Here is a 21,056-nt window from a genome sequence, read left to right as displayed (position 1 = left end):
GTCAATGCGCGCTATTGATCGCATTCGGCCGACAGAATATATGTCAGGACACGTCCAATTTCGGCAGATGCTCTATTTCTGCCATTTTGGACGTGTCTGAGACGGAACTGTGGGCGCGACGGATAGATGGATCTGGGTTGCCGGAAGGATAATGTCGCTGTGGACAAGCGGGTTCGCGAAGCCGGTCTGAGGCCGACACGCCAGCGTATCGCGCTGGCCGATCTGCTTTTCGCCAAGGGCGACCGCCACCTTTCGGCCGAGGAACTGCACGAGGAAGCGCTTGCCGCCGGCGTGCCGGTGTCTCTGGCCACCGTCTACAATGCTCTGCACCAGTTCACCCAGGCTGGCCTTTTGCGCATCCTTGCCGTCGAGGGATCGAAGACCTATTTCGACACCAACACCTCCGATCACCATCATTTCTATATCGAGGGCGAAAACAGGATCTTCGATATCGACAGCGGCCCGGTGACGGTTTCCAACCTGCCGGAACCGCCGGAAGGCATGGAGATCGCCAATGTCGATATCGTGGTGAGACTGCGTCCGAAACGCTGCGACTGACCGGCGCCTTATGAATTTCCTGGATTTGACGCTCCGGCTCGAATGGGTCGCCGTCGCGGTGGCGGCTCTTGTCTTCTATGCAATGGCCGGTGCTTCCTGGTGGCTATTTGCAGTGCTCGTCCTGGCGCCCGACCTGTCGATCCTGGGTTACATGGCCGGGCCGCGCGTCGGGGCCGTCGCCTACAACACCTTGCACATACTGGTCTTGCCCGTTCTGCTGGCGCTTTTCGGCAGCGTCTTTGACAATGCATTGGCGACATCCGTTGCGCTGATCTGGATCGCCCACATCGCCATCGACCGCGCCCTGGGCTATGGCTTGAAGCTGTCGAGCAGTTTCCAGGATACCCATCTCGGCCGCATCGGCGGCTAGATCATCCCCGAATTGAAGAACAGCGAAACAAAATGCCGGATCCGGTGCTTGCAGCGCTGGCCTGACCTCCGGTTCGGAAGCGTCAGTTCTTGACCTTTTCGCCGGGATAGGCGCCCCAGACGAGCGACTGGGCGAGCCAGCCGGTATGGCCGTCGAAGGTCATTTCGCACCATTGGCCATCGCAGGACTTGATCGTGCCCATCACCCCCGGTTCGAGGATCGCGATGACGCTTGCATCTTTTGCCGGGTCGTCGAGGAGGTTGATGCGGGCGTCCTTGCCGCGCTGCCAGGGGGCGACGATCGCCGTGCGGCGGCCCGAAAGCAGCGACTGATTGATCCAGCCTTCCGAGCCGTCGGCATCGCGCACGCGGCGCCATGTATCGAACTCCTGGATGATCTCCATCGGCAGGCCTGGTTTCATGTACATCCAATCGACGGAATAGTTGACGCCCGGCCCGACGCGCGAGTTGACGCGGCCGGATTTCAGGCTGACGAAGCGCGGCAGCGGCAAGCCGCTTGGTCCGAGCGTGACGCTCTGGGCGGGGGCCGCGGCACTTTGCGCCATCACCAGTGGGCTATGGATGAGAGCGCCGAGGAATGCTGCACTGAGGGTCAGGCGGAGCGACGCGAAACCAGACACTTTCGTTCCTTTCGGCGCCGGCCCATCGGCCTTCGCGCCCCTTTTTCTTTGTCTTCGGCGGAACCACTTGTTACATGGATGACCGGTACCGCGATCGGCTCTCAGTTTCGCCGTTCTTGGTTAAAGAGGTCTCAACGAGATCGAGTTCGAGGAAACAATGGCAGGCAAAAAGAAGCCCCTCGTCGTCATCACGCGCAAGTTGCCCGACCCGGTCGAGACCCGCATGCGCGAGTTGTTCGACGCCCGGTTGAATGTCGAGGACAGGCCGATGACGCAGCCGGAACTGGTGGCGGCGGTCAAGGAGGCTGACGTGCTGGTGCCGACCGTGACCGATAATATCGACGCGGCGCTGATTGCCCAAGCCGGCGACAAGCTCAAGCTGATCGCCAATTTCGGCAATGGCGTCGACAAGATCGACGTTGCGGCAGCGGCCAAGAAAGGCATCACCGTCACCAATACGCCGAACGTGCTGACCGAAGATACGGCCGACATGACCATGGCGCTGATGCTGGCCGTGCCGCGACGGCTGGCCGAAGGCGCCAACGTGCTGACCGGGGACAAGAAATGGGCGGGCTGGTCGCCGACCTGGATGCTCGGCCGTCGCATCTGGGGCAAACGGCTCGGCATTGTCGGCATGGGTCGCATCGGCACCGCCGTCGCCAGGCGCGCCAAGGCCTTTGGCCTCTCGATCCACTACCACAACCGCCACCGCGTGCTGCCGGCAATCGAGGACGAGTTGGAAGCCACATATTGGGAAAGCCTCGACCAGATGCTTGCCCGTATGGACATTATCTCGGTCAATTGCCCATCGACACCGGCAACCTTCCACCTGCTTTCGGCACGGCGGCTGGCGCTTCTGCAACCGTCCGCTTACATAGTCAACACCGCGCGCGGCGATATCATCGATGAGGAATCGCTGGTCAAGCTCATCCATGACGGCAAGATCGCCGGCGCCGGCCTCGACGTCTACGAGCACGAGCCGGCGCTGAACAGCAAGCTTCTGAAGCTCGCCCACAAAGGCAAGGTCGTGCTGTTGCCGCATATGGGCTCGGCGACGCTCGAAGGCCGCATCGACATGGGTGAGAAGGTGATCATCAACATCCGCGCCTTCTTCGATGGCCATCGTCCGCCCGACCGCGTGCTGCCGCTGCGGGCGTGACCTGCCATCATGCCGGCATGGCCTTGCCGCGGCAACCACGCGTTCGTCTTTGGATAGTGTTGGCTTACGAAAGCGCCTTGCGCATGGTGATTGAGGTCGGCCGGTCGTAGCCCTTGTGCGCTGTCCGTTCGGTTTCGCGAAAGCCGAGGCGGGCGAAGGCAGCGTGGTTTCCGGTCAGTTCGACCCGGGTCTGGAGCTCGATGGCGGCCCGGTTGTGGCTACGGGCAAGATCTTCGACAGCCTGCATCAGCCGCTTTCCGATGCCTTGTCCCTGAAGAGCCGGCACAACCGCGAGCTTTCCGACATAGAGGTCGTCTGCCCGCTCCAGGATGAAGACGCAACCGACGATCTCGCTTTCCTTCAGCGCCAGGAATCCTGTCTCCTCCAGCGCTTTAGCCCTAAGATTTTCGACAGTGAGCCGATGCGCCGAGGACGGCGGATCAATAACGTCTTCCATGAAGGCGAAGGCGCGCATGACCAGTGCCAAGACCTCGTCCCAACGATCGAAGTCGGCCGCAAGCTGCACAATGGAAACGTCGGCAGGCAGGCTCACCGGCTAGTTCGCTTGTAGCGGATCGTGTCGAAGCGTGCCGCCAGTGCATCATAGAGCAGCAGTCGCCCGACCAGCGGCTCGCCAATCCCGGTGATCAGCTTGATTGCCTCCATGGCTTGCAGCGTGCCGATGACCCCGCTCAGCGCGCCGACAATGCCGGCCACCGCGCAGGACGGCACCAGTCCCGGCGGCGGCGCTTCGGGAAAAAGATCGCGGTAGCTTGGGTTCAACGTGCCGTCCGGACCGGTTTCGAACGGCTTCAGCACCGTGACCGAGCCGTCGAAGCGGCCAACGGCGGCATGGACGAGCGGCCGGCTTTCGGCGGCGCAGGCGTCGGCCACGGCGTAGCGCGTCTCGAAATTGTCGGAGCCGTCAACGACGATGTCATAATCGGCGATGAGGGCAGGGGCGTTGTCCGCGGTCAGCCTGAAATTGTGCTCTTCCACGACGACGTTTGGATTGATGCGGATGATCGCCGCCTTGGCGCTGTCGGTTTTCGCCATGCCGACATCGCCCGTGGCGTGGATCACTTGTCGTTGCAGGTTGGAAAGCGAAACGATGTCGTCGTCGACGATACCGAGTGTGCCAATCCCTGCGGCGGCGAGATATTCGAGCACCGGCGCTCCCAACCCGCCGGCGCCGATGACCAGCACCCGCGCCCGCTTTAGCCGCTGCTGGCCGGCGCCGCCGATTTCGGGCAGCACGATGTGGCGGGCGTAGCGTTCGAGCTCTTCGTCGGTGAGGGCGGCTGTGATCATCGCCGGACCATATAACGGAGGAAAAAACTTGTCAGGCGTCAATGCATGCGGCTCAGAAATGCGTCATGGACGAAGTTCAGATGGTCGGCCTGACCTTGCCGTGATCGACGGTCAGGAACTGCGCGCGTCCCTTGAGGCTGTCAAACAACGCGGCATCGGTCCCGGTCATGAAAGCCTGGCAGTTCAGTTCCTCCAGGATCGAGAACAAGGCCGCGCGCCGGCCGCCGTCGAGGTGGGCGGCGATCTCGTCGAGCAGCAGGATCGGCGTCATGCCCGACATCTCGCCGGTTAGCCGCGCATGCGACAAGACAATGCCGACCAGCAGCGCCTTCTGTTCACCGGTCGAGCAGAGTTCGGCCGGCATTGCCTTGGGCCCGTGGCGCACCACGAGATCGGAACGGTGCGGGCCGTCGAGCGTGCGTCCGGCGGTGCGGTCACGGTCGCGCCCTTGGGCAAGCGCACGACGGAACCGTTCCTCGACGTCGACGGCCGGCGAAATGCCGACTTCGCCTTCCAGCTCCCCCGAGATGCCGATGTCGGCTTGCGGAAACGGTCCGTCGCCGGGCAGACGGTCGATCATGGCGGCGAGCAGACGCACCAGTTCGGCACGCGCCGCGGCAATTGCCACGCCGGTCTCGGCCATTTGCATCTCGATCGCATCGAACCAGGCACCGTCGCGCGAACCGTCGGCGAGCAGCCTGTTGCGGCCGCGCATTGCCTTTTCGTAGTCAAGCGCGCGCTGGCCGTGGCCAGGATCGATCGCCAGCACCAGTCGGTCGAGGAAGCGCCGACGATCGGCCGCCGGCCCGGGGAACAGGCCGTCCATGGCCGGTGTCAGCCAGACCACACGCAGCCATTCCAGCATGTCTTCGGCTGAGCGCGCCGCCGCGCCGTTGATCCGCACCCGCCTGCCGCCTTCGCTGTCGCTGCCTGCAATCCCGGTACCGATCTCGACCTGGCCGTCCGGCCCGTCAAGCCGGGCATGCAGCGCAAAGCCACCGTCGCCGCCTTCGCGCGCCACCTCGGCATAGGGTGCGCGGCGCAGGCCGCGGCCTGGCGTGAGCAGCGAGATCGCTTCAAGCAGATTGGTCTTGCCGGCGCCATTGTCGCCGGAGAAAACCACAGCGCCGGGATCAACGTCGATTGCCAACGCCGCATAATTGCGGAAATTCGTAAGTGTAAGCTTACTTATGTAAGTCTGCCGCGGGTTTGCAAATCTGGTCACGACAGCAGATGGCCTCGTTCGGGCCCTACACCCGCATCGGCATCAACACGTAGAGCGCGGTCTCGTCGGCCATGTCGTGGATCAGTGTCGGGGATCCGGCATCCGCCAGCATGAACTTCGCCTCCGTGCCGGTCAGTTGCGCGGCAACGTCGAGCAGGTATTTGGCGTTGAAGCCGATTTCGATCGGATCGGACGAATAGTCGGCTGCCAGTTCTTCGGTGGCGCTGCCTGAATCCGGATTGTTGACTGCAAGCGTGACCTGGCCTTCGGCGATCGAAAGCTTTACAGCCCGGCCGCGTTCGGACGAAATGGTCGAAACGCGATCGACGGCAGCGGCGAAACTCTGACGATCGATGATCAGCTTCTTGTCGTTGCCGGTCGGAATGACGCGCTGGTAGTCCGGGAAAGTGCCGTCGATCAGCTTGGAGGTCAAGATGACGCTGCCGATGGTGAAACGGATCTTGGTGTCCGACAGCTCGGTGGTCACCGCAATGTCGGGGTCGTCGACCAGCTTCTGCAACTCGCTGACCGTCTTTCGCGGGATGATGACGCCAGGCATGCCCTCGGAGCCCGCTGGTGCGTCGATCTCGGCGCGCGCCAGCCGATGGCCGTCGGTCGCGACCGAGCGCAGCTTCAGCTTGCCGCCAGCCTCGTGCGTGTGCAGATAGATGCCGTTCAGATAATAGCGCGTCTCCTCGGTCGAGATGGCGAACTGGGTCTTCTCGATGAGGCCCTTTAGCCCGAGGGAATCGAGCCGGAAAATATGCGAGAACGACCCGGCTGAAAGCTCGGGAAAGTCGGACTGCGGCAGGCACTGCAGGCGGAAGCTCGAGCGCCCCGACGTCACCGTCATGGCGTTGCCGTCTTCGTCGGTCTTCAGCGCCACCTCCGCGCCGTCGGCAAGCTTGCGCACGATGTCGTAGAGCAGATGCGCCGGAACCGTCGTCGCCCCGCCACGCTCGACCTTTGCCGGCGTTGCTTCGGTCACCTCCAGGTCGAGGTCGGTCGCCTTCATTTCAAGGCTGGCCCCCTCGGCGCTGAGCAGCACGTTCGACAGGATCGGAATGGTGTTGCGCCGCTCGACCACGCGGTGAACATGGTTAAGCGACTTCAGGAGATTTGACCGTTCCAGGATAACACGCATGACGAAACAGGCTCGCTTGAATGAATGAACGGGTCTCCGGCAAGCGGCGCCCCGCGAAAGGTCTGAACAGGCTCAGAATCTGCGTAAACTGACAGGAAAAACCCGGCAAACGCAAGCCCGCGCCACCGGTTCGGGCCGGCTGCACGGGCTTTCTGGGGATAAAAAGGCCGAAGTCCGCGAGCCGGCGTTTTTCGCGCCGTCAGGCCTGGTCGTTGATCAGCCTTCTCAGCAATTCGAGTTCCTGCGCCAGTGTGTTGTCGACGCCTGAAAGATCCTCGATCTTGCGCACGGCATGCAGCACCGTCGTATGGTCACGGCCGCCGAAACGCCGCCCGATCTCCGGCAGCGAGCGCGGCGTCATCACCTTCGACAGGTACATGGCGACCTGCCGTGGCTTGACGATGGTGCGTGTGCGCCGGTTGGACAGAAGTTCAGTCTTCGACACGTTGTAATGGCGTGCGACGATGCGCTGAATGTCCTCGATACGCACCCGCTTCGGCTCGCCGGAACGATAGATGTGGCCGAGGATCTCGTCGATGCGGTCGATGGTGATCTGCGGTTCGAAGGATTGGCGAAACAAAAGCTGGTTGAAGGCACCTTCGAGCTCGCGCCCGCTGCCGGTCACCGTGCGGGCAACGTGATTGAGGATCTCTTCGGAAATATCGAGCGACACATCGTCGAGCTTGGCGGTGGCAAGCCTGAGCTTGAGCATACCGATGCGCATGGCGAAATCCGGGGCCGACATTTCCAGCGCGACGCCGCCGTTGAGGCGCGAGCGGACGCGCGGCTCCAGCGACTCCAATTCCGACGGCGGCCGGTCGGCAGCGACCACCACTTGCTTGGCGCTGTCGAGCAGCATGTTGATCAAATGGCAGAATTCATGCTGGATCGACTTGCCCTGCAGGAACTGCATGTCGTCGATGATGAGAAGGTCGATGTCGCGAAGCTGTTCTTTCAGCGTCAGTGCGTTGTTGTCGCGAATCGCGGTGGCGAACCGCCACATGAAATATTCAGCCGTCAGATAGACGACCCGCGATTTCGGGTTCTGCTTCAGCGATTCTGCGGCGATCGCCTGCAACAGATGCGTCTTGCCCAGCCCAACCGTCGCGTGAAGAAAGAGCGGATTGAAGCGCACCGCGCTCGACTGTGATTCCGCGACCGCCTTGGCAGCGGCAAAAGCCACTCGGTTCGATGGTCCCTCGATGAAGGAGGTGAAAGTGTAGCGTGGATCGAGCGGCGAACCGAGCACATTGTGCCGGAACTCTGTCTCTGCCGGCATTCCTGGGCGGGGTGCCGGGACCCGCTCGACCCTGCTGGGGCTCGCCGTGCCCGCAGAGAGAGCGGTTTGCGTCTGCCTGGTCATCTTGCGTGCCGGGGCCACTTCCGGCTCGACGCTGTTGCGGCCCTGGCGTGTGGCGGTGCGAACGACGATCTCGATCTTGAGGATCTCCGGATCCTCGTGCTTCCACAACTCGGCGATGAGATCGAGATAGTGGCCGTTGATCCATGAACGCAGGAATGCGGTTGGCACCGAGATGCGGACAATGCCCTTGGAGGATTCAGCGACCTTCATGCGCCCGAACCAGCTCGAATAGACCTCGGTTCCCAGACGCGCCTTCAGCTGGGCCTTGACCCGATCGAACTTCTGTTCAGCTTCATTGGAAGCCGCCATGTCGTTCCTTCCGATTAACGTTCCAGGAAATGGGAGGTCGCCCGTAAGCTCCCTTTCGATGCCGCCGCTCTGCATGATCGAGTTCCTTGTCTCTTGTACCTGTTTTCCGCCGGGGATGCGCCTCCTGCATCCATGTTTCCGGCGACCGTGTCTTCGCTGCGACACCATCGCCACCGCCGGCTGATGAATCGCCTCGTTATCGGTCCGGCGCCGAAGTGCCGATCCGCCTTGGTCATGTCAGGGCAATAAAATGCCGTCCGGCGAAAAACGCCGGCGCACCGTCGACCTGCCATGTACAATTACGCCAGTCCCCTACCGTATCAAAAAGACAAACCAACCCCGTCCGCGGAGTTGAATCCGCGTTGTAAACTCTGCCAATTTGAGCTGGCCGGTTTCAGGCTGGTCAAGGGCCAAGGGCCCGTCCCTTCGATGGACAGACATTACCGAAATCGCTGTGGATAGGGCAAGGCCACCCCTAACGGATTTTTAAGGAATCTGACTAGCAAGGGACGGTTCGGACGCCATGCCGCAACAGTTGATTTTGACAAAGCCATTGTGATTCAAACCCTTTTCCGGCGAATATGAAAAAGGCCACACAACGCGAAATTTTCTGAAATAATTCACTTGACAGCCAATTGTCGCCTATCGACCGCAGCCGATGTGAACAAGCTGTGGATCACCATCTGTAAACTGCTGAAAAGAAACGGTAATCTGTGACGCTCGGAAATTTTCGCATTGGCGGTTTCGAAGGCTGCGAATATCAGCGGGCATGTATATGCCGGCAAAGCATTTCGAACTTTGAAATGCACGCGGAGCGCCGTTTTGCGGGCTTTCTTTTAAGTACTTGCCGGCAAACGAAAAAACCCGGCGCGATCGGCCGGGTTTGAAGAAGCGCAGTTCAGGAAAAGGTATATTAGGCCGACAGCACCTTGACCCGTTGGGCCAGCCGCGACACCTTGCGCGATGCAGTGTTCTTGTGCACCACGCCCTTGGTCGCGGCCCGCATCAATTCCGGCTCGGCCACCTTGAAGGCAGCCTGTGCGGCCGCCTTGTCGCCAGCCGCGAGCGCCTCTTCGACCTGGCGGATGTAGGTCCGGACGCGGGAGCGACGGTTCTTGTTGATCGCTGCGCGACGGGCGATCTTGCGCGTTGCCTTTTTGGCCGAGGAGGTATTGGCCATGGTGCCTCTCTTCTGATCTGGTGGGCGCTTGCGGGATACCGCGGGGCGCAAAAAACAAACGGGCAGCCACAGGGCCGCCTCGGTTGGTGCGGCTTATAGTTCAGCTTTTCCGGCGCGTCAACGCTGCGGCGCTTTCTTTTTGGCCGGTGCCTTCGTCATCTCATCGGTTCGTGAAATTCGGCTTCCGCTTGCCGGTGAAGGCCGCCATGCCTTCCTTCTGGTCGTCCAGCGCAAACAGCGAATGAAACAGCCGGCGCTCGAACCGCAGGCCCTCGGTGAGCGTCGTCTCATAGGCGCGGTTGACGGCCTCCTTCGCCATCATCACCGATGGCAAGGAAAAACCGGCGATCTTGGCCGCTGCCTTAAGCGCTTCCTCGATCAACTCGCCGGCTGGCACGACGCGCGAGACCAGGCCGGAACGCTCGGCCTCGGCTGCGTCCATCATTCGCCCCGTCAGGCACATATCCATCGCCTTCGACTTGCCGACGAAGCGGGTCAGGCGCTGCGATCCGCCCATGCCGGGCATGACACCCAGCGTGATCTCGGGTTGGCCAAACTTGGCGGTATCGGCGGCGATGATGAAATCGCACATCATCGCCAGTTCGCAGCCGCCGCCCAGAGCGTAGCCCGCCACCGCCGCGATGATCGGCTTTCGTGCCCGCGTAAATTCTTCCCAGCCGACGAAGAAATCCTGCAGATAGGCATCCACATAGGAGATCGACTGCATTTCCTTGATATCGGCACCTGCGGCGAAAGCCTTTTCCGAACCAGTGATGACCATAGCGCCGATGTCGGCATTTGCGCCCATGCTGTTCACCGACGCAACCAGTTCCGCCAGCACTTGTGAATTCAGCGCATTGAGCGCTTGCGGCCGGTTCAGCGTAATCAGCCCGATCTTGCCGCGGGTCTCGACGATGATGGTTTCATAGCCCATGCTTGCTCCTCCTCGCTTGTGTTTCAAGCCTGACAGGTCCGGCAGTGGAAGGTTGAGCGACCGCTTTGCACGATACGCTCGATGTGCCCGCCACAACCAGGCTTGGAGCAGGCCTCGCCCTCGCGACCATAAACCGCGAAGGAATGCTGGAAGTAGCCCAGCGATCCATCGGTCTGCATATAATCGCGCAACGACGAGCCGCCGGCGGCGATCGCGTCGGCGACGACCGAGCGGATTGCTTCGGCCAGGCGTTCGCTCTGTTCTCTGGCTTTCTTGCCGGCTCTCGCGAGCGTGCCCGCTTTGCGCAGCGGTGACAGGCCGGCCCGCCAAAGCGCTTCCGAGACGTAGATATTGCCTAGCCCGGCGATCAGCCGTTGGTCGAGAAGTGCCGCCTTCAGCGGTGACTTGCGACCTTTCAGCAGCGAAGCGAGCAGAGCGCCGTCCAGTGCATTGCCTGTAGGCTCGACACCTAATCCCGCCAGCATCGGATGCATGTCTGGCTCGTCTTCCGAAAACAGCATGAACCCGAAGCGGCGCGGGTCGTTGAAGATCACGCGAGAGCGGACGCCGGCAGGTGATGTGATGTCGAAGACGACGTGATCGTGAGCGGTGTTTTTCGAACGTTCATAGTGGAACGCGCCGGGTGTTGCACTCTCGTCGGCCGTTTCGACGCGAAACGAACCCGACATGCCGAGATGGCAGATCAGCACCGGGCCGTTGTCCAGGTGCATCGTCAGATATTTGGCGCGGCGGCCGAGCGCTGCAATCGTCTTGCCGGTCAGCCGCTCCGAAAATCTCTCGGGGAATGGAAACCGCAAATCGGGCCGGCGTGCCTCGACACCGACGATGCGGGCACCTTCAAGGACCGGCTGCAGACCGCGCCTGACTGTCTCGACCTCCGGCAGCTCAGGCATGGCCGCTTATCGTGGCATGGAAGGAGGTGCCGTATGGGCCGGGCGCCAGCCCGAGATGTTCGGCCACGGTTTCGCCGATGTCGGCAAATGTCGTCCTCAGTCCAATGTCCGCGCCTTTGAAACCCGGCCGTGTGCCGATAACCGGAATACGCTCGCGTGTGTGGTCGGTGCCGCGCCACGTCGGATCGTTGCCGTGATCGGCGGTCAAAATGAGCAGATCGCCTGGCCTCAGCCGCGCGAATGCCTCCGGCAGGCGCCGGTCGAAAGCTTCGAGTGCGGCGGCATACCCCGCGACGTCGCGCCGATGTCCGAACTCGGTATCAAAGTCGACAAAGTTCGCGAAGACGAAGTCGCCGTCGCGGGCATCTTCCATGGCGCCAAGCGCTTTGTCGAACATCGCCATGTTGCCGGCAGCCTTGCGGACTTCCGAGATCCCCCGATGGGCGAAGATGTCGCCGATCTTGCCGATTGCGATAACCCGGCTGCCGCGCGCCGTCAGCCGGTCGAGCAGCGTCGGTTCCGGCGGCGGTACGGCATAGTCGCGACGATTATGCGTTCGCGCGAACGTGGCGGCGGTTTCACCGATAAACGGTCGTGCGATGACGCGCCCGATATTCAGCGGATCGACCAGCCCGCGCACTATCTTGCAGAAGTCGTAAAGCCGTTCCAGGCCGAAATGAACCTCATGCGCGGCGATCTGCAGGACGGAGTCGACCGAGGTGTAGCAAATCGGCTTGCCGGTGCGGATATGGTCTTCGCCGAACCGTTCGATGATCTCGGTGCCGGGGGCATGACAATTGCCGAGAATGCCGGGCACCTTCCCTTCACGCACCATTGCTTCGGTCAACTCGGCTGGAAAGGCGGGAATCGTGTCGGGGAAGTAACCCCAGTCGAAACGGACCGGCAGGCCGGCTATTTCCCAATGGCCCGATGGCGTGTCCTTGCCGCTCGAAACCTCCTGTGCCGCGCCGTGAAAGGCGGCGGCAAACTCGACGCTGCCGCCATTCTCGAACCTGAAACCCGTCGCCGTTGCCGCGGCATGGCCGAGGCCGAGCGATAGCATGTTTGGTACAAGAAGCGGTCCGCCACGCAGGCCTCCGCGATCGGCGCGGCCTTCCGCGCAGGCCTGCGCGATGTGTGCGAACGTGTTGGAGCCAGTGTCGCCATAGCGTTCGGCGTCGGCCGCGCCGCCGATGCCGAAGGAGTCAAGGACAAAAAGGGAGGCGCGTGCCATCAAAGGTTCATCATTGCCTGGGTGTTGACTCAGACATAGGGTTCCGCGCTGCCGTTGGCAATTCGGAAACCCGAACGGCACGGCTTGGCGTGCTGGTCCGGGAGAAACGAATCGCGGCATGGTCGATCTGCCGATCGAAATGCGCGGCATGGAGCTCGCATGAGGCCTGCCCTGAAAGCATTCGCTGCCGTACTGGCCTTGCTGCTGGATGCATCTTGCGCGAACCTGGCGCGTGCCGATTGGCGCGATGATATCGGAACGTTCCGTATCGGTATCGTCGCCGAGCCTGGCGCCGGCAACACCGTTCCAGGTCTGGCGCTGCTGACCGACGCCTATACCAAAGCGCTCGGCATGAAGGTGGAGTTTGTCGTTGCCCGCGACTATACGTCGTTGATCGAGGCGCAGGCCAATGCGCGGATCGAATATGCAATCTATTCGGCAACCTATTCGGCAACCGCCTACGCCGCCGCCTCCGAACGGTGCGGATGTGTCGAACCTCTCGCGGCGCCGCTCGATTCCGGCGGCGCCATCGGCATCCGCTCCGTACTGCTGACGCGCGACGGGAGGGTTCCCGATCTGATGGCCATGGCAGTCCATCGGGTCGTCATGGCGCCTTTCGACAGCGTCGGTGGTGCTTTGTTGCCGCTTGCCGGGCTGGCTGCAGACGGGGTCAACGTGGCGGAAGATGCGCCGTTTTTGACCCACGCCAATTCGGCTGCCGCAGCTGAAGCAATGCTGGTCGAGGGCGAGGCCGATGCCATATTCGGCTGGATCCCGGCTGTGGCAGAGGGACGGCCAAATCCTCCTGGCGGCACGGTGGCGAGGCTCGAGGCCGCAGGGCTCTCGAAATCGTCGCTTCAGGTCGTATGGACCTCAGGCCTGCTGCGGTATGGTCCGCACGCCGTCCGCAGCGATCTGGACCCCGAAGCCAAGCGCCGGCTCACCGTCTTTCTCACCAATCTCAGATCAGCCGCGCCGGACATTTACGATCTTCTGGAGCCGAGACACTCCGGCGGGTTCGCCGTTGCCGGTCCGAGGGATTATGTGCTGGCTGCGGCCATCGTGCACCTGGTCTCGGCCCGCGGCCGCACGCAATAGCTACAGCCCGGTTAGCGGGCTTCAGGCGTCAGCAATCGCTGCACGGAATGGTCGGGCTCCTTCGCGGCCGTAGATAATAAGTTTCCGCCATCGATATCGAATTGAAGGCCGAGCTCAACCCGAACCGGCTTTGGCCATCCGCCGACCAGGTGATGATTGGCTTGTAGGCGAGATCGCTTTCGACCCGAATGAGGAAAGTGCCTTTGATCTTGAGCGCGCTCGGGACCGTTGTGGCGGAATCCTTGATGGCGTCGACGCTAGAGACACCATCGACTACTTTGCGCGACCACACGACCAAGACTTTCGGCGTCGTCTCGTCCGTGACCTGTATCGCCGTAATGATGATCTTCGGTTTCGAACGATTATAGGGCTGAAGCGTGGAACTGCCGATCGCGATGATGGCATCGAGATCGGCCGCCTTGATGGTCTGCTGCTGCGTGACAAGGTCCGCTACCATGCTGCCGATGCGGCTGACCTTCTTGCTGGTCTCGATGGCTTGCGAGGCTTCCATGGTCATAAAGTACATGATCAACAGGACAGGCACGATGAGGGCAAACTCGACAGCCGCAATACCGCGGCGGTCCGAGCAAAGCCGGACTGCTCTTGTACAAATCTCTGCGATGCCCAGCTGTGCCCCCGCACGAATCATGGCTTTGCCCTTTTCAAGCGACTAGGTGGTTCAGTTGTCGAACGGCTCGTTCTGCCAAGTGATCGAAGCGAAATGCAGCGTTTTGCCGTGCTTCAGATTGGCCATCGACTTGGCCATGAAGTCGGTCATCACCGGCCATTTGTAAAAAACCCGCAGCATGTTTCTCGACTCTGCCAGGCCTGGTGCGACGGTGAAGGTCTGTGTGCTCGTGCCCTTGGTCAACACGACGTCGCCATCCTGGATCTTGAAACCGGCCAGCGCCGCATCGGCGAAGGTCGGATATTCGCGCAAATCCACCAGCAATCCGGGACAGGTCTTGGCGACCATGATCTCCAACTTGGTGCAGATCATATCCCGCAGCTTGGTCCCGGACACATCGGCCGGTCTTAATTGGCCGGTACGCAGTTGGCGCGCGATGTCGTCTGTGGCGTTTGCCATCACTTCTTGTGCGGCAAATGAAATACAGCTCTCCAGGATGGCGAAGACAAGAAGCGCGAATGGAATTGCAAGCATGGCGAATTCGATCGCCGTGCTTCCGCGTCGGTCGCCCAAAAACCTTCCGGGAAAACCTGCTCGTCCTGCCTTGCTCATGTCCTCTACCCGCCGATTCCAGTTCTGCATCGGATCCCACCATTAGTCGGAACCGATTGAAGTCCGGTTGGAATGACCGTTAAATTCGGCGGAAAGGCCTTAACCAGGCAATAACCGAAGCGTTCCCGCAAAGGTGGAGAAGTCGGCTAGCTAATGCCCGGCGCTCATCTCGGCCTCAGAGGCCTTCTCGGCATCGCTCTTGTACGAGCTTTCGCAATATGGCGCGCAGGACATGGTCTGTACTTCGGCACGCCGATAGATGCGCACCGACGACGCTGCCTGGCGCACGACCGTTATTTGCTCATCGACGATCGGGTTGCCCTCCTGATCGAGGACGACAAGATTGGTGACGCCAAATCCCTTGCCGGTCAGTACGATCGTCGATGCGTCCTGCACGGAGGCGTCAGCGATCGCCGGATTGCCGACGACAATCGTATCGGCGGCGCGCGACAATTTGACGATCTTTGCCTGGTTCATCGTGACCTCGATGCCGGCGCCTGCCTTGGCTGGAACGGCGAAAGCCGCTGCGGCAAGAACCACGGCAATTGGAAATGACGATCTCGGCCCGGCCATTGAGGCGCTCCCCGGCAACAAACTGTTCAACAGAACATGAACGAGATTGGTGAACCAACCGTTAAGCGGCTGGAGTTCAGGATTAAGCCGGAACCGGCATTGGGCTAGCAGGCACGGCTCAAACCTCTTTGCCGAATTGCGCCTTTTGCGCCCTTTGTTAGCCTGTGGACCCAGTGGCCGGTATTTTAGTCCTGGGTTAACTACGCAATGTCATCGAAGCGGGAAAGGAATCGGTAAGCCTGTTTATTAAGCCGATCGAAACAGCTTCCGCTTACATTCGCAGCATCCGATCAGCCATCAAGAGAAGTTGACGGAAGTGCTGTAACAATTGGAGTAGGAGCTCGAATGTCTAACCTCATCGCACGTTTTGTGAAGGACGAATCCGGCGCGACCGCTATCGAATACGGTCTGATCGCCGCCCTCATCGCGCTCGCCATCATGGTTGGCGCCGGCTCGCTCGGCAACGCGCTGAACGCCAAGTTCGACAAGATCGCCAGCAAGGTCAACGGCGTCAATTAAGCTACGCGGCCAGTCACTTTTCAAGAACAGGGGCCGCTCCGTTGCGGCCCTTGTTGCATTATAGTAACAAAACACTTTGAAGTCTCATCAGTCGTTAATAGAATGTGCCTAGGTTAGGCCAGGTACAATTTGACCACAGGCGCGCGTCCATGCTTGAAGCCGTGATCTTCGTCGTCTTTCCGTTCTGCATGCTTTTTGCCGCGATCTCCGACATGCTGTCGATGACGATCGCCAATCGCGTGCCTGTGCTGCTTGTGGTTGTCTTCGCCTTGGTAGCGCCTTTGACCGGCATGGATTGGGCCACCTATGGCTGGCATTTCGCCGCCGCCGGCCTGGTTCTCGCGGTGACGTTCGGCCTGTTCGCGCTTGGCGGCATGGGCGGCGGCGACGCGAAGCTTCTGGCCGCCACTGCCATGTGGATGGGACTGAATGTCCATCTCATCGAATATCTCGTCGCCTCGACATTCATAGGCGGCTTGCTGACGCTTGCCATTCTCGCCTATCGAAAATCGCTGCTTGCCGCCGTCACAAGCCACAATCCGTTCCTGCGCCATTTCGCCGATGACGCGACCGGTGTTCCGTACGGCATTGCGCTTGGCATTGGCGGTCTGCTTACCTATCCGGACTCGCCGTTAATGGCCTGGGCTCTCGCCAGGCTGGCGGGCTGATTTGCGTTACTCCGTTTGCGCCGGGCCTGGCGAGTTGGCGACGTCTTTCCTTCGGGCCGCGCTTGGTCGCTCTAATTTATGTAAACGTTAAATTAATCACGATCGTAAGTATAACATTAACCTTGTTTTGACGATTGCCGCTGCAAAGTCCGGCTTGGCCAGGTGGTTTGCCAAGGGCGAGGTTCGGACAGATGCCAGCATCCCGATTGATTATTCTAGGCGTGGCGATAGCCGCGGCCGGAGGTGCAGGCTATGTCGCGAAGAACATGGTCGCGCCTCCGCCGCCTCCGGTTGTCGATTCCGGCCCCCAAGCGCCGGCGATCGCGCTGCAGGACGTGCTTGTCCTTTCCGGCGATGTTCCGATGGGCAGTCCGCTAGAGAACAACATTTCCTGGGAGTCATGGCCGTCCGCCGGCATCAACGCAAATTTCATCACCCGCGCCGCCGAGCCTGAAGCGCTGGATAAGCTGAAGGGCGGCGTCGCGCGCGTGGCGCTGTATGCCGGCGAGCCGTTGCGGCGCTCGAAGTTGATCGGTGAGGGGCAAAGCTTCATGTCGTCGATCCTGCCCTCCGGCATGCGGGCTGTCGCCACAAGCATCTCGGCCGACACTTCGGCCGGTGGCTTTATTCTTCCCAACGATTTCGTCGACGTCATCATGACCCGCAGAGCCGATACCGCCAATGGCGGTAGTCCGGGCTTCACGACCGAGACTATCCTCAAGAACATTCGCGTCCTGGCGATCGACCAGACCATTCAGGAGGATGAGGAAGGCAAGAAGACCAGGGTCGGCCAGACCGCCACCCTGGAACTGACGCCGCAGCAGTCCGAGATCATCACCGTCGCTCAGCAGATGGCGGATCGCCTGACATTGGCACTGCGCTCAATCAAGGACAGCCAGGACAAGAATGTGGGGGAGGCCGACTACCTGGTTTCCGGCAATGGTCGGCGCGGAACGGTGCGGTTGATCAAGTCGGGCGAAGTTTCCGAAGTGGGGGCGAGGAAATGAAGCTAAAAACCAAACTGCCGGTCACCTTGGCTGCGGCGATCGGCCTGTTTCTCCTTGGAACGAATGCGTATGGCACTCTCGATGCCCATGCGGCGAACAATGCCAGGGTCACAGCCTCGACGGCCACCCAGCGAGTGAAGCTCGGGCTCAACAAATCGGTGGTCATCGACCTGCCGAGCGATGCCTACGATATTCTCGTTGCCAACCCCGCGGTAGCCGATGCGGTGACCCGCACCGCCAGGCGCATCTATCTATTCGGAAAGGCGGTCGGCGAGACCAACATCTTCGTCTTTGGCCCGAATGGCGAACAGATCGTCAGCCTTGATCTGGCGGTCGAACGCGATGTTGCCGGGCTGGAGGACTATATCAAGCGCTTCATCCCGTCATCGGAGATCAAGGTCGAGTTGCTGAACGACAATGTCGTTCTGACCGGAACCGTTGACACTCCGCTGGACGCCAAGCGTGCGCAAGACCTGGCGGAGATCTTCGTCTCAGGCGGCGAAGCGACCACGGGTCAATATTCGCAGACCGCTGCCGGCGGCTCCGCCGATGCCGGCGTCGACATCAACAATCCGGACACCGAGCGCCGCGTCAGCAAGATCGTCAACCTGCTGCAGATTATCGGCGACGACCAGGTGACGCTCAAGGTGACGGTTGCCGAAGTCAGCCGCTCGGTGATGAAGCAGCTCGGCGTCAACATGATCGGCAGCGGCAGCAGCAACGGCATCAGCTGGAGCGCGTTAAGCGACAATTTCACCGGTTTAGGCAAGTCGCTGTCGAACTCGGGCCTCTCTATCAGCAGCTCGACGCTGCAGGCCTATATCAACGCCATGGAACAGTCCGGCGTCATGAAGACTCTCGCCGAGCCAACATTGACGGCCGTATCCGGCGAGAAGGCGACCTTCAAGGTCGGCGGTGAATATAACATGGTGACCGGCGTTTCCGAAGCCGTCTCCAACGACAACCAGACAGGTCTGAAAACCTATTCAGTCGAGAAGATCGAATATGGTATTGGCCTGGAATTTCAGCCGGTGGTGCTGTCTCCCGGCCGCATCAGCCTGAAAGTCAGGACGTCGGTCTCCGAGCCGACAACGGAAGGGTCAGTATCTTATTCCGAAGGCGTAAAAAGCCTTGGCATGAACGCCCTGTCGCTTCGCAAACGCTTGGCCGACACGACGGTGGAACTGCCTTCGGGCGGCTCGATGATGATTGCCGGGCTCGTCCGCGACGATGTCAGGCAAGCCGTCAACGGCTTGCCTGGCCTGACAAAGATTCCAGTGCTCGGCGCGCTCTTCCGCAGCAGGGATTTCGTTCGCAACGAGACCGAGCTCGTCATCATCATCACGCCCTATCTGGTGAAGCCGGTGGCGCGCAACGACCTTGCCAAGCCTGACGACAATTTCAACGCCGCCAGCGACGGGGCCGCCATGTTCCTTGGACGCGTCAACCGCGTCTACGGCACCATGCAGACCGACAAGCCCAACGGCCGTTATCACGGCGTTGTCGGCTTCATCTACAAGTAAGCGGGGAAGCGGACATGTCTCAGTCAGCATCGAAGACAAAGGCGATCACCGCGATGCGGTCGGTCCATTTGCGAATCTGGCGGCCCGCCGTTCCCATCATGGCGGTCGTGATGGCGGCATCACTGGCCGGCTGCGCCAATCGCGACAGCGTCACGGTCGGTGCCATACCGGACGACTATCGCACCACCCATCCGATCGTCATCGCCGAGAAGATCCAGAAGATCGACCTTCCGGTCGGCGCCGGCGACCGTGGCATGACCAGATTCCAGCGCGACACGCTCCTGGGCTTTCTGGACGGATACGACAGGAGCGCGGCTCCGGTGCTGACGATTGAGGTCCCGAGCGGCTCGGCTAACGAAATCGCAGCGGCCGCGGCCGGCCGCGATTTCGCCAGGCTTGCCATAGCCAGCGGCATCAGCCGGAAGCGGATCGCCGTGCGGTCCTATCAATCCGTTTCGGCCGAAGCGTCCGCCCCGGTCCGTGTCGCCTACGTCTCGGTGAAGGCTCAGACGGACAAATGCGGGCGCTGGCCGGAAGACCTTCTGGAGACTTCGGAAAACAAGCATTATGCCGATTTCGGCTGTTCGTACCAAAACAACCTTGCCGCCCAGATGGCCAATCCGGCCGATCTGATCGGGCCGCGCAAACAGACTCCCATCGACGCGGCAAATCGGAGCGCGGTGATCGACGTCTATCGCGACCGAGGAATTTCGGACGAACTCCTCGGCAATTCGGAAGTCGAATATTAACGAGTGTTGAGGCTCAACAGACCTAAGCCGCGCAAGTCACTGAAAGAGATGACAATGAGCAATCTTGCCTATGACACAGAGGTAGCAGGCGGCGAAACCTCGGAGCAGGATATTGCCGCGATGCAGGCGTTGCGGCCGATCCCGCGCATTTCGATCCAGGCGTTCTGCGAGACCGAAGGCGTAGCCAATCCGGTCGAGCGCGCTGGCGAGGATCGCCGTATGGCCAAGGCCCATCTGAAGGTGCATATGGGGGGCATCCCCACCGCTATCGAATTCTACCAGTCTGCGCCGACACCGAACCTGATCCTGCTTGAATCGCGCAGCGAGCCGAAGCTGTTGCTGGAACAACTCGCCCAGCTCTCCGAGCACTGCGATCCGACCTCCAAGGTGGTGGTTGTCGGCCATTACAACGATGTCGGCCTGTATCGCGAACTCATCCGTTCGGGCATTTCCGAATATGTCATCGCCCCGGTATCGATGGCCGACATCGTCAGCGTGGTGTCCTCGATCTTCGTTGATCCGGAAGCTGAGCCGATCGGCCGCTCGATCGCCTTCATCGGCGCCAAGGGCGGCGTCGGCTCCTCGACAATAGCCCATAATGTGGCTTGGGCCATGTCGTCCCTTTTCAAGTCCGAAGTGGTTGTCGCCGATCTCGACCTCGCCTTCGGAACGGCCAACATCAATTTCGACCAGGACCCGGCGCAGGGCATTGCCGAGGCGGTCTTCTCGCCGGAACGCGTCGACGAGGTCTATCTCGACCGGCTGCTCGCCCAATGCGCCGAGCACCTGTCGCTGCTTGCGGCACCTTCGACCCTGGAGCGGGTCTACGATTTCGAGCCCGACGCCTTCACCCAGCTTATCGACATAGCCCAGCGTAGCGCGCCGCTCCTCGTGCTCGATGTTCCCCACGTCTGGGCCGGCTGGACCAAGAACACGCTGGTCAAGGCCGACGAGATCGTCATCACGGCGACGCCCGAACTGGCCAATCTGCGAAACACAAAGAACCTGGTCGACATGCTGAAGCGGCTTCGTCCAAACGATCCTGCGCCAAAGCTTGTGATCAACCAGGCCGGTGTGCCGAAACGTCCCGAGATTACGCCGTCCGATTTCTCCGAATCGCTCGGCCTTTCGCCGATGTCGGTCATCCCGTTCGAGCCGCTTTTGTTCGGAAATGCCGCCAACAACGGACGTATGCTCGGTGAGATGGATGCCAAGAGCCCCGTCGTCGCCACGATCAACGAGATTGCCCATGTGCTGACGGGGCGCAGCGAAATCAAGGTGAAGAAAAAGGCTGGCCTCGGCAACCTGCTCGGCAAGCTTTCGCGCAACAAGAAGTGA

The 21,056-nt window shown here is 61.0% G+C and carries 23 protein-coding genes; 10 read left to right on the top strand and 13 right to left on the bottom strand.

The features are described 5' to 3' along the window. The first annotated feature begins 126 nt into the window (after positions 1 to 126). Both irrA and NKH89_RS08805 read left to right on the top strand, forming a co-directional pair. Positions 127 to 558: an iron response transcriptional regulator IrrA gene (gene irrA / locus NKH89_RS08810; protein WP_023676913.1), complete on the top strand. Its 432-nt coding sequence runs from the start codon at positions 127 to 129 to the stop codon at positions 556 to 558. Positions 559 to 568: 10 nt separating this feature from the next. Beyond that, on the top strand, positions 569 to 928 hold the full coding sequence (locus NKH89_RS08805; protein ID WP_023719552.1) for a DUF4260 domain-containing protein: 360 nt from the start codon (positions 569 to 571) through the stop codon (positions 926 to 928). A gap of 82 nt (positions 929 to 1,010) precedes the next feature. On the opposite strand, the gene NKH89_RS08800 is transcribed toward NKH89_RS08805, so the two are convergent. Then, entirely contained in the window at positions 1,011 to 1,568 is a 558-nt protein-coding gene (locus tag NKH89_RS08800; RefSeq protein ID WP_023719551.1) for an SH3 domain-containing protein, read from the bottom strand. A 157-nt stretch (positions 1,569 to 1,725) separates the two neighbouring features. Between NKH89_RS08800 and NKH89_RS08795 the strand changes: the two genes are divergently transcribed. Further along, positions 1,726 to 2,727: a 2-hydroxyacid dehydrogenase gene (locus NKH89_RS08795; RefSeq protein ID WP_023719550.1), complete on the top strand. Its 1,002-nt coding sequence runs from the start codon at positions 1,726 to 1,728 to the stop codon at positions 2,725 to 2,727. Between the two features lie 64 nt (positions 2,728 to 2,791). Here the strand turns inward: NKH89_RS08795 and NKH89_RS08790 are convergent, their stop codons facing one another. The 9 genes from NKH89_RS08790 to NKH89_RS08750 all read right to left on the bottom strand — a co-directional run bounded on the left by NKH89_RS08790 (position 2,792) and on the right by NKH89_RS08750 (position 12,341). Next, positions 2,792 to 3,280, bottom strand: coding sequence for a GNAT family N-acetyltransferase (locus NKH89_RS08790; RefSeq protein ID WP_352549140.1), 489 nt, complete (start codon positions 3,278 to 3,280; stop codon positions 2,792 to 2,794). Further along, entirely contained in the window at positions 3,277 to 4,038 is a 762-nt protein-coding gene (locus tag NKH89_RS08785) for a molybdopterin-synthase adenylyltransferase MoeB (protein WP_031194176.1), read from the bottom strand. Before NKH89_RS08785 ends, NKH89_RS08790 begins: the two co-directional genes overlap by 4 nt. Before the next feature lie 76 nt (positions 4,039 to 4,114). After that, positions 4,115 to 5,263, bottom strand: coding sequence for a DNA replication/repair protein RecF (gene recF / locus NKH89_RS08780; protein ID WP_352908607.1), 1,149 nt, complete (start codon positions 5,261 to 5,263; stop codon positions 4,115 to 4,117). A 25-nt stretch (positions 5,264 to 5,288) separates the two neighbouring features. Further along, the gene (dnaN, locus tag NKH89_RS08775; RefSeq protein WP_023719546.1) at positions 5,289 to 6,407 is read right to left on the bottom strand and encodes a DNA polymerase III subunit beta; all 1,119 of its coding nucleotides are present in this window, start codon (positions 6,405 to 6,407) and stop codon (positions 5,289 to 5,291) included. Positions 6,408 to 6,606: 199 nt separating this feature from the next. Continuing rightward, positions 6,607 to 8,154 (bottom strand): chromosomal replication initiator protein DnaA, encoded by a 1,548-nt coding sequence (gene dnaA, locus NKH89_RS08770; RefSeq protein ID WP_031194174.1) that lies wholly within the window; start codon positions 8,152 to 8,154, stop codon positions 6,607 to 6,609. An 838-nt stretch (positions 8,155 to 8,992) separates the two neighbouring features. Next, on the bottom strand, positions 8,993 to 9,259 hold the full coding sequence (gene rpsT, locus NKH89_RS08765) for a 30S ribosomal protein S20 (RefSeq protein WP_023676922.1): 267 nt from the start codon (positions 9,257 to 9,259) through the stop codon (positions 8,993 to 8,995). Between the two features lie 160 nt (positions 9,260 to 9,419). After that, entirely contained in the window at positions 9,420 to 10,193 is a 774-nt protein-coding gene (locus NKH89_RS08760; protein ID WP_352908606.1) for an enoyl-CoA hydratase, read from the bottom strand. 23 nt (positions 10,194 to 10,216) lie between these two features. Next, on the bottom strand, positions 10,217 to 11,107 hold the full coding sequence (gene mutM / locus NKH89_RS08755) for a bifunctional DNA-formamidopyrimidine glycosylase/DNA-(apurinic or apyrimidinic site) lyase (protein WP_352908605.1): 891 nt from the start codon (positions 11,105 to 11,107) through the stop codon (positions 10,217 to 10,219). Then, positions 11,100 to 12,341, bottom strand: coding sequence for a phosphopentomutase (locus NKH89_RS08750; protein ID WP_352483230.1), 1,242 nt, complete (start codon positions 12,339 to 12,341; stop codon positions 11,100 to 11,102). The genes mutM and NKH89_RS08750 overlap by 8 nt, the downstream gene beginning before the upstream one ends. A 159-nt stretch (positions 12,342 to 12,500) precedes the next feature. Between NKH89_RS08750 and NKH89_RS08745 the strand changes: the two genes are divergently transcribed. After that, a complete protein-coding gene (locus tag NKH89_RS08745; RefSeq protein WP_352908604.1) occupies positions 12,501 to 13,439 on the top strand; it encodes a phosphate/phosphite/phosphonate ABC transporter substrate-binding protein in 939 nt (312 codons plus the stop codon). 28 nt (positions 13,440 to 13,467) lie between these two features. Here NKH89_RS08745 and NKH89_RS08740 read toward each other — a convergent pair whose 3' ends face one another. The 3 genes from NKH89_RS08740 to NKH89_RS08730 form a co-directional block, all read right to left on the bottom strand. Continuing rightward, entirely contained in the window at positions 13,468 to 14,088 is a 621-nt protein-coding gene (locus tag NKH89_RS08740) for a TadE/TadG family type IV pilus assembly protein (RefSeq protein ID WP_023719540.1), read from the bottom strand. A 30-nt stretch (positions 14,089 to 14,118) separates the two neighbouring features. Next, positions 14,119 to 14,679 (bottom strand): TadE/TadG family type IV pilus assembly protein, encoded by a 561-nt coding sequence (locus tag NKH89_RS08735; protein WP_352908677.1) that lies wholly within the window; start codon positions 14,677 to 14,679, stop codon positions 14,119 to 14,121. Between the two features lie 150 nt (positions 14,680 to 14,829). Then, on the bottom strand, positions 14,830 to 15,252 hold the full coding sequence (locus NKH89_RS08730; protein ID WP_023719538.1) for a pilus assembly protein N-terminal domain-containing protein: 423 nt from the start codon (positions 15,250 to 15,252) through the stop codon (positions 14,830 to 14,832). 345 nt (positions 15,253 to 15,597) lie between these two features. On the opposite strand from NKH89_RS08730, the gene NKH89_RS08725 reads away from it, so the two are divergent. The 6 genes from NKH89_RS08725 to NKH89_RS08700 all read left to right on the top strand — a co-directional run bounded on the left by NKH89_RS08725 (position 15,598) and on the right by NKH89_RS08700 (position 21,056). After that, positions 15,598 to 15,771 (top strand): Flp family type IVb pilin, encoded by a 174-nt coding sequence (locus NKH89_RS08725; protein ID WP_023719537.1) that lies wholly within the window; start codon positions 15,598 to 15,600, stop codon positions 15,769 to 15,771. 149 nt (positions 15,772 to 15,920) lie between these two features. Continuing rightward, complete coding sequence (locus NKH89_RS08720; protein ID WP_023719536.1) at positions 15,921 to 16,439, top strand: A24 family peptidase; 519 nt, start codon at positions 15,921 to 15,923, stop codon at positions 16,437 to 16,439. 191 nt (positions 16,440 to 16,630) lie between these two features. Continuing rightward, positions 16,631 to 17,446 (top strand): Flp pilus assembly protein CpaB, encoded by an 816-nt coding sequence (gene cpaB / locus NKH89_RS08715; RefSeq protein ID WP_023719535.1) that lies wholly within the window; start codon positions 16,631 to 16,633, stop codon positions 17,444 to 17,446. Further along, on the top strand, positions 17,443 to 18,969 hold the full coding sequence (locus NKH89_RS08710; RefSeq protein ID WP_023719534.1) for a type II and III secretion system protein family protein: 1,527 nt from the start codon (positions 17,443 to 17,445) through the stop codon (positions 18,967 to 18,969). Before cpaB ends, NKH89_RS08710 begins: the two co-directional genes overlap by 4 nt. A 14-nt stretch (positions 18,970 to 18,983) precedes the next feature. Beyond that, a complete protein-coding gene (locus tag NKH89_RS08705; RefSeq protein ID WP_023719533.1) occupies positions 18,984 to 19,718 on the top strand; it encodes a CpaD family pilus assembly protein in 735 nt (244 codons plus the stop codon). 54 nt (positions 19,719 to 19,772) lie between these two features. Then, on the top strand, positions 19,773 to 21,056 hold the full coding sequence (locus tag NKH89_RS08700; protein WP_023719532.1) for a CpaE/TadZ family protein: 1,284 nt from the start codon (positions 19,773 to 19,775) through the stop codon (positions 21,054 to 21,056).

Origin of the sequence: Mesorhizobium sp. M0923 (assembly GCF_040319365.1) — a bacterium.
In the GTDB taxonomy this organism is placed as follows: Bacteria; Pseudomonadota; Alphaproteobacteria; order Rhizobiales; family Rhizobiaceae; genus Mesorhizobium.
This window is presented reverse-complemented; position numbering and strand designations above follow the sequence as displayed.

Bases quoted from the DNA above. Each gene is read 5' to 3' on its own strand.
- NKH89_RS08705 (WP_023719533.1), top strand. From the start codon at position 18,984: ATGTCTCAGTCAGCATCGAAGACAAAGGCGATCACCGCGATGCGGTCG.
- NKH89_RS08740 (WP_023719540.1), bottom strand. From the start codon at position 14,088: ATGATTCGTGCGGGGGCACAGCTGGGCATCGCAGAGATTTGTACAAGA.
- irrA (WP_023676913.1), top strand. From the start codon at position 127: ATGGATCTGGGTTGCCGGAAGGATAATGTCGCTGTGGACAAGCGGGTT.
- NKH89_RS08805 (WP_023719552.1), top strand. From the start codon at position 569: ATGAATTTCCTGGATTTGACGCTCCGGCTCGAATGGGTCGCCGTCGCG.
- NKH89_RS08760 (WP_352908606.1), bottom strand. From the start codon at position 10,193: ATGGGCTATGAAACCATCATCGTCGAGACCCGCGGCAAGATCGGGCTG.
- rpsT (WP_023676922.1), bottom strand. From the start codon at position 9,259: ATGGCCAATACCTCCTCGGCCAAAAAGGCAACGCGCAAGATCGCCCGT.
- NKH89_RS08785 (WP_031194176.1), bottom strand. From the start codon at position 4,038: ATGATCACAGCCGCCCTCACCGACGAAGAGCTCGAACGCTACGCCCGC.
- NKH89_RS08735 (WP_352908677.1), bottom strand. From the start codon at position 14,679: ATGAGCAAGGCAGGACGAGCAGGTTTTCCCGGAAGGTTTTTGGGCGAC.
- NKH89_RS08725 (WP_023719537.1), top strand. From the start codon at position 15,598: ATGTCTAACCTCATCGCACGTTTTGTGAAGGACGAATCCGGCGCGACC.
- NKH89_RS08710 (WP_023719534.1), top strand. From the start codon at position 17,443: ATGAAGCTAAAAACCAAACTGCCGGTCACCTTGGCTGCGGCGATCGGC.
- NKH89_RS08720 (WP_023719536.1), top strand. From the start codon at position 15,921: ATGCTTGAAGCCGTGATCTTCGTCGTCTTTCCGTTCTGCATGCTTTTT.
- mutM (WP_352908605.1), bottom strand. From the start codon at position 11,107: ATGCCTGAGCTGCCGGAGGTCGAGACAGTCAGGCGCGGTCTGCAGCCG.
- cpaB (WP_023719535.1), top strand. From the start codon at position 16,631: ATGCCAGCATCCCGATTGATTATTCTAGGCGTGGCGATAGCCGCGGCC.
- NKH89_RS08745 (WP_352908604.1), top strand. From the start codon at position 12,501: ATGAGGCCTGCCCTGAAAGCATTCGCTGCCGTACTGGCCTTGCTGCTG.
- NKH89_RS08750 (WP_352483230.1), bottom strand. From the start codon at position 12,341: ATGGCACGCGCCTCCCTTTTTGTCCTTGACTCCTTCGGCATCGGCGGC.
- NKH89_RS08700 (WP_023719532.1), top strand. From the start codon at position 19,773: ATGAGCAATCTTGCCTATGACACAGAGGTAGCAGGCGGCGAAACCTCG.
- NKH89_RS08795 (WP_023719550.1), top strand. From the start codon at position 1,726: ATGGCAGGCAAAAAGAAGCCCCTCGTCGTCATCACGCGCAAGTTGCCC.
- NKH89_RS08730 (WP_023719538.1), bottom strand. From the start codon at position 15,252: ATGGCCGGGCCGAGATCGTCATTTCCAATTGCCGTGGTTCTTGCCGCA.
- dnaN (WP_023719546.1), bottom strand. From the start codon at position 6,407: ATGCGTGTTATCCTGGAACGGTCAAATCTCCTGAAGTCGCTTAACCAT.
- dnaA (WP_031194174.1), bottom strand. From the start codon at position 8,154: ATGCAGAGCGGCGGCATCGAAAGGGAGCTTACGGGCGACCTCCCATTT.